At 43.4% G+C, this 6,318-nt stretch carries 5 protein-coding genes; 2 read left to right on the top strand and 3 right to left on the bottom strand.

The genetic code is table 11. The features are described from left to right. Together ABLA33_RS06695 and ABLA33_RS06690 are read right to left on the bottom strand one after the other, a co-directional pair. The coding region (locus ABLA33_RS06695) for a glycosyltransferase family 39 protein (protein WP_347719704.1) at positions 1 to 1,121 on the bottom strand (1,121 nt) is incomplete at its 3' end. A 35-nt stretch (positions 1,122 to 1,156) separates the two neighbouring features. Continuing rightward, positions 1,157 to 1,759 (bottom strand): DUF308 domain-containing protein, encoded by a 603-nt coding sequence (locus ABLA33_RS06690; RefSeq protein WP_347719703.1) that lies wholly within the window; start codon positions 1,757 to 1,759, stop codon positions 1,157 to 1,159. 188 nt (positions 1,760 to 1,947) lie between these two features. Here ABLA33_RS06690 and ABLA33_RS06685 point away from each other — a divergent pair, with 188 nt between their 5' ends. Next, positions 1,948 to 2,511 carry a histidine phosphatase family protein gene (locus ABLA33_RS06685; RefSeq protein WP_347719702.1) on the top strand — a complete coding sequence of 188 codons (564 nt, stop codon included), beginning with the start codon at positions 1,948 to 1,950 and terminating at the stop codon, positions 2,509 to 2,511. A gap of 513 nt (positions 2,512 to 3,024) precedes the next feature. On the opposite strand, the gene ABLA33_RS06680 is transcribed toward ABLA33_RS06685, so the two are convergent. After that, the gene (locus ABLA33_RS06680) at positions 3,025 to 4,572 is read right to left on the bottom strand and encodes a hypothetical protein (RefSeq protein ID WP_347719701.1); all 1,548 of its coding nucleotides are present in this window, start codon (positions 4,570 to 4,572) and stop codon (positions 3,025 to 3,027) included. Positions 4,573 to 4,904: 332 nt separating this feature from the next. On the opposite strand from ABLA33_RS06680, the gene ffh reads away from it, so the two are divergent. Next, positions 4,905 to 6,278, top strand: a complete 1,374-nt coding sequence (gene ffh, locus ABLA33_RS06675; RefSeq protein ID WP_311490928.1) for a signal recognition particle protein — start codon at positions 4,905 to 4,907, stop codon at positions 6,276 to 6,278. Positions 6,279 to 6,318 lie beyond the last annotated feature (40 nt).

Here is a 6,318-nt window from a genome sequence, read left to right as displayed (position 1 = left end):
GCTAACACCCAACCGAAAAAAATAACAATACGAGGGCGCACGGCTGAAAGGTACTCGATTAGTCGTGCCACAAAGTATGCCACGAAAGGATATACGGGGAGGATGTAGACACCTCGTTTGCTTTTGGGAATGGTATAGAAGCCGATGATGAGAATAATGGCTAACAGGGAGAAGAGTTCCACGCTGTCCATTTTGCGGATATGCTCCCATAATCCTTTCCACCAAGCACTTTTCAAGACTTGGAGCTTTCGCCATTGTTCGCGTTGGATGGTAAAGAGCGCCAGGAGGCAGATGAGCGTATAAGGAACTGCACTGCTTAATAGTACGACGGGATAATACCACGCTCCATTCTCATGCGAACTGTAAGGCATCTTACCGAGGAAGCGTAAAACGTTTTCTTCGTAAATCAGATACAAGAATTTATCACCTCCTTGTAGCCATGCAGCATAGTACCAAAGGCACGGGAGAATCAATGCACTCATTGCAATGAGGGCAAGCCGCCAAGTGACAAACCAAAAGCTACGGCCTTGTATCCAGAGATAAACGCAGCTTACCAAGCATGGTAGGATGATTGCTACAGGGCCTTTTGTCAGCATTCCGCAACTCATCCAGAGAATAGCCCAAATAGGAATACCGCGTAAATCGCGCTCCGTCCATCGGAAGAGTTGATAGAGGGCTAGCACAATAAAGAGTGTGAGTACCATATCTACTCGGCAGTTTGTGGCAGCTCGATGAACTTCAAATGTCGTGAGCATAATGACCGAAGTGAGAAGAGCTGTTTGCTGGTTTTTGCGCCGAGCGAAGAAACAGAATGTCATGACGGCTAAAACAACTCCAGCCAAGGCAGAGGGAAAACGGGCGCTAAACTCATTGACGCTACCAATAACAACTGAGGTAGTGGCCACGAGCCAATGGAACATGGGAGGTTTGTAGGCAAACTCATCACCATTATTCTGCGGCAGAATCCAATTATGAGTGTCGATCATTGTAACGGCTACAATGGCTTCGCGAGGTTCCCCCTTGGTATTGAAGTCCGTCAAACCGATAAATGGGATCAGCGTCAGGGCGGAAATGAGAATAATAGTGAGGAGGTTGGAGCGATATTTTTGAGAGTCGTTCATCTTTTAGAATATGAAATGAGCGTAAGGAGAGTTGGTTATGCTTCTGATTGATCTTCTATTCCAGGTTTCGTTTCTTCAGCTTCGTCAACAATTATAGTTGAGTGTGTATGTGTTTTCTGGAATTTTCTGATTTGCCAAGCAGAAACAAATTCCAAGATAGAATAGAGGCAGAAAGCTGCACCAATGATACAGAAGGGAATACTTGCAGTCTCTAGAGGGAAAGCTATGACAACAATGCCCGCTAACAGAGTGAGTACGGGGACAAAGTAGGAAAGTTTGTCGAGCTCAATGCCCTGTTTTTGCATTTGCCAGCGTGAAGTGAACTGTGCTGTGCCAGCCAGGATCAAAAGGCCTGCTAAAGTGTACATAAGAGCACTGATAAACATAGAGGGCCAAATAAGGAGTATTGTTCCTAAAATGATGGTAGCACTTCCTTGAATGAGAGAAAGAGCCACTTCGCCTTGCGATTTCTTTTCACGGAAAAGGCTGCCGATAGAGAATAGTCCAGGAACGATGAGTAAGGCTCCAATAGCTTGAACGATAGCACCAGCTATACTGTTAGAGTAGACAAGTAGGATAACTCCCAAGACCAACAGGCAAAAGGCTCGTAGCACTAAATTTTTCACTGAGTTTGTCATAAATATTTGTTTTTTTTGATTTTTCGCAAATTTACGCATTCCTTGAGATATTTTGCTCTCTTCGTTCGCTTTTGTCTGATTCTCTTTGGATATAGCGTATGAAAAAGGAAGTATGGTGCATTGGTGTATTTTCTTTCGCTGAATAATTGCGTACCTTTGTCGCGCATAAAGAATTAAAGAATCGAGAAATGGTACAATTATATTTAGTGCGTCATGGCGAAACAATAGAAAATGCTGAAGGAGTGTTGCAAGGATTGATGCCTGGTAACCTTTCAGAGCAGGGGAAAGAGCAAGTTCGCGTTTTGGGAGAAGAGCTGAGAGGACAGTATTTCGATGTGATGTTTGTGAGCGATTTACACCGTACAGTACAAACTGCAGAACTGCTAAATGAAGTATTGCAGCTACCGATGATAAAAACGCCGATTCTGCGCGAAAGAGATTGGGGAGAGGTGACAGGAAAGAAAATTACGGATATAGATACTTATGATTTCCCTCCATCAGTGGAAACTGTGGAACATATTTTTGAGCGTGCTGCAACCTTTATAAATATGTTGCTTCATGACTATGACGGAAAACGAATCTTGGCCGTTAGTCATGGCTTATTTAGTAGAGCTCTCCAGGCTTGTAACATGGGAAAAACAATTCGCGAAGTGCCTCGTATGAAGAATGCCGAGGTGAGACTTCTCGAATTAATACACCCCATCGTATTGCAGCATCAAGAGGCAGAAGAGACAGGGGCAACGGCTAATTAGTAAATTCGCCGTTGCGATAGGGACTATACTTTTCAATTGCAAAATATTACGTATGGATGAGGAGGAAAGGTAGGTATAAAAATGAGAGGAGTCTCTGTTCTCCTGCCATAAAGAAACTTGTATTTTTGTTGTCACGTTGTCACAGATCTTAAAAATGTGTTGATAATTAGATACTTATACGCGTGACAACAACTTTAGCTCTTAATTTTGTTGTCACACAGTTGTCACGCCTATAATATAATCTATTTCAGACCGTTATGCTTTGCTTGTGACAACGTGGCAACGTGACAACGAAAAAATAAAGCGAGGCGAAGAGAATCTTTTTCTGATTTCTAGATTCTCGTATCGTTCTCTCAATTACTCTTATTGCGTCAGCCAATGCAATAAGGCCGCCAGTTCACATCCTTATTGTATTTTCAAACGTAATAAAGCTATTGGCAATTCGGGGCTGAACCATAAAAATCCCGCAAACCTCACGGCCTACGGGATTTCAAAAAATCAAGATAATATTTATTAGAAGTTGATATCCAAACTTACACCAAATACATCGTTAGTGCGGTCGAAACGATCCGTACCTGCTGTATTGAAAGTTGCTAAAGCTGTTGGGAGCTTGCTCATCACAGCTTGTTCAGTAGGAGTTAAGCTAACTTGTCCTGCTCTAGCTGCATCGCCGAGAGCTTTGAACTTCCCAGAAAGTTGTCCTCCAAGATTTCCCTTCAAATCGTTGTAGTCCTTCATGTGCTTATCGAAGCCAAGGTAGAAGGTCTTGAAGTAAGCCACGTTGATGGCGATATTCTTTCGAACCTGGAATTTAGCACCAAAGCCAAGGCTCCACGAGTCTGTGACGAAAGAGATGTTGTTCAGGAAGTCGCCTTTGCCCAAGCCATAATTAGTGTACTGAGCACCGAGACTGACTGTAGCCCATTTCTTAACGTCCCATTCAACACCACCAAGGAATTCAAAGCCATCGCCGCCAAGTTTGTTTTCGCGGTGCTGATACTGTGTTGCTGCTTTGTCGCGATACAGGTGAGCACCAACATTAAAACGCAAGCTGCTGTCATTGAGTGCTGTGTATTGAATACCACCTGCAAGAATGGTCGGAAGGTCGGCAGGAATAGTCTTGCCATCGTTAAATTCGTCTAAGCCACTAGTGTTTTCTCCACTCTTATTTTTTAGGCGCAAACGAGTCTTAAATTCCCACTTTGCAGCTAAGTTCCAACGGCCGCTCTTCCAATCGATACCCAAAATAGGTGTTACACCCCAGCCGGACTGATCGCAGTTTAGATTGCGGTCTTTGGTTAAATTGCTAACGCCCTTAGCAAGCGTAGGCATATTGAATTGTGTGAGTAGAGTGGAAAGATCAACAGCTTGTCCTGTTGTAGTAATCACTTTCATGTCGCGCACATAACCATAATAGTTTGTAGTGGCATAAACGGCACGCACACCCAATGAGAGATTCAATTTATTGTTGATTCTATAGCCTGCATTGAACTGGCCACCAATATAGTATTGACGACCGCTAACATAGCTGTTGTAAGAGTAACCTGCAGCTGCATTTTGTCCAATAATGGCATTAGAAGCTGTGTTTACAATGACAGGGAGCATTGCCACTTGGCTTTCGAATGAGCCAAGTCCTTTATCATAGGTACATTTTCCACCACCGCCAGTGATACCAAAGTGAGCGGAGAAGAACCATTTATTATAAACTGCTGCCAAATCGAGCGTAGGGAATACAGGTGCTTGCGCTTTTCCCTTGAATGTTTTCACGCCATCAGCAGGGTTGCCTTGTCCCAAAGCAAAGAGACTACGATTGTTTACAGAACCAAAGTTACTAGTGATTTCGCGAGTTTGATAAGCACTTTCAACATTCAGAGAAAGATGCCAACCACGGGAGAGAAAGCCGATACCCGCAGGATTAAAGTAGGCACCATCAATGCCAATGGCTGCATCGCGAGCTGGATTGCGTAAGAAAGCTACGCTCTGATTAGTGTTGGTAAGATAACCGCCTGCATGAGCAGAAGCACACAGCAGTAGGGCTGTAGCTAGTGTTAATTTTCTCATATTACAGTATTGAGCAATTTGTTTAATTTTCCTGTTTCTTGTTCGAAACGGCGGCAAAGGTAGACTATTTACGCACAACTTGAAATTTTTTGTGCATAAATTTTGCACCTAATATGATAAAATGTGCAAAATACGTCTAAAATGGAAACTCTGCATAGCAAATACCCGTAAGGCTCCTTTTTATTCACTGGAAGAACCTCATTAAGCTTTATATTCTGATGATAGAAATAGTTATTTAGCGCAAGAAGCTATATCATATTTTTAGGAGGGGAAAGGTGTTTCTTGCTTACATCATTGAATCTTCGTATCTTTGCGCGCAAATTTAACTATGTATGTTTGAAAATCTTAGTGAAAGACTAGAACGGTCTTTTAAAATATTGAAAGGTGAGGGTCGCATTACAGAAATAAATGTGGCCGAGACTATGAAGGACGTGCGCCGTGCACTGATTGATGCCGATGTGAACTATAAAGTGGCAAAGTCCTTTACTGATGATGTGAAGCAGAAGGCTTTGGGACAGAACGTTCTGACAGCTGTAAAACCAGGACAATTGCTTGTTAAGATAGTCCATGACGAATTGGCACAGTTGATGGGCGGTGAGACTGCCGATTTTAAGGTGGAAGGACATCCCGCAGTGGTGCTCATGTCGGGTCTTCAAGGTTCTGGTAAAACCACAATGAGTGGTAAGCTAGCCTTGCTCATGAAAACGAAGAAAAACAAGAAACCATTGCTCGTGGCTTGCGACGTTTATCGTCCTGCCGCAATTGAGCAATTGAAGGTTCTTGGTGAGCAAATAGAAGTACCTGTTTACAGTGAGCCAGATTGCAAAGATCCTGTTGCGATTGCTCAACGAGCTATCCGCGAAGCCAAAGCAAAGAACTATGACTTAGTGATCGTCGATACTGCAGGTCGTTTGGCTGTTGACGAGCAGATGATGAACGAGATTGCTGCAATTAAGGAAGGTATCAATCCCGACGAAACGCTCTTCGTTGTTGACTCAATGACAGGTCAGGATGCTGTTAATACGGCAAAGGAATTCAATGAGCGTCTCGATTTTGATGGTGTAGTACTGACTAAGCTAGATGGCGACACCCGCGGTGGTGCAGCGTTGAGTATTCGTACGGTAGTGAACAAGCCCATCAAATTTGTAGGTACGGGTGAGAAACTGGAAGCTCTTGACTTCTTCCATCCGGCGCGTATGGCTGACCGTATTTTGGGTATGGGCGACGTTGTAACTCTTGTGGAGCGCGCTCAGCAGCAGTATGATGAAGAAGAAGCTAAGCGGCTTCAGCGTAAAATTCAGAAGAATCAGTTTGATTTTAATGACTTCTTAGCCCAGATTCAGCAAATTAAGAAGATGGGTAATTTGAAGGAGTTGGCTTCAATGATTCCTGGTGTTGGAAAAGCTTTGAAAGATGTGGAGATTGACGATAATGCGTTTAAAGGAATTGAAGCAATCATTCAGAGTATGACACCTGAGGAGCGTCGCCGTCCAGAGATCTTAAACACGAGTCGTCGCAATCGAATAGCAAAGGGTAGCGGTACGAGTACGCAGGAAGTGGGGCGCCTCATCAAGCAATTCGATCAGACGCGTAAGATGATGAAGATGATGACGGGTAATAAGATGGCAAATCTTATGGCACGAATGCCTAAGGGAAAGATGCCGAAAATGCCCGAAGGTATGGAAATGCCTGATTTTAATAAATAGAATAACAAAGAGTCTGTGTACATATTTCATCGTATGCAGG

Origin of the sequence: uncultured Alloprevotella sp. (assembly GCF_963536905.1) — a bacterium.
Classification (GTDB): Bacteria; Bacteroidota; Bacteroidia; order Bacteroidales; family Bacteroidaceae; genus Alloprevotella.
This window is presented reverse-complemented; position numbering and strand designations above follow the sequence as displayed.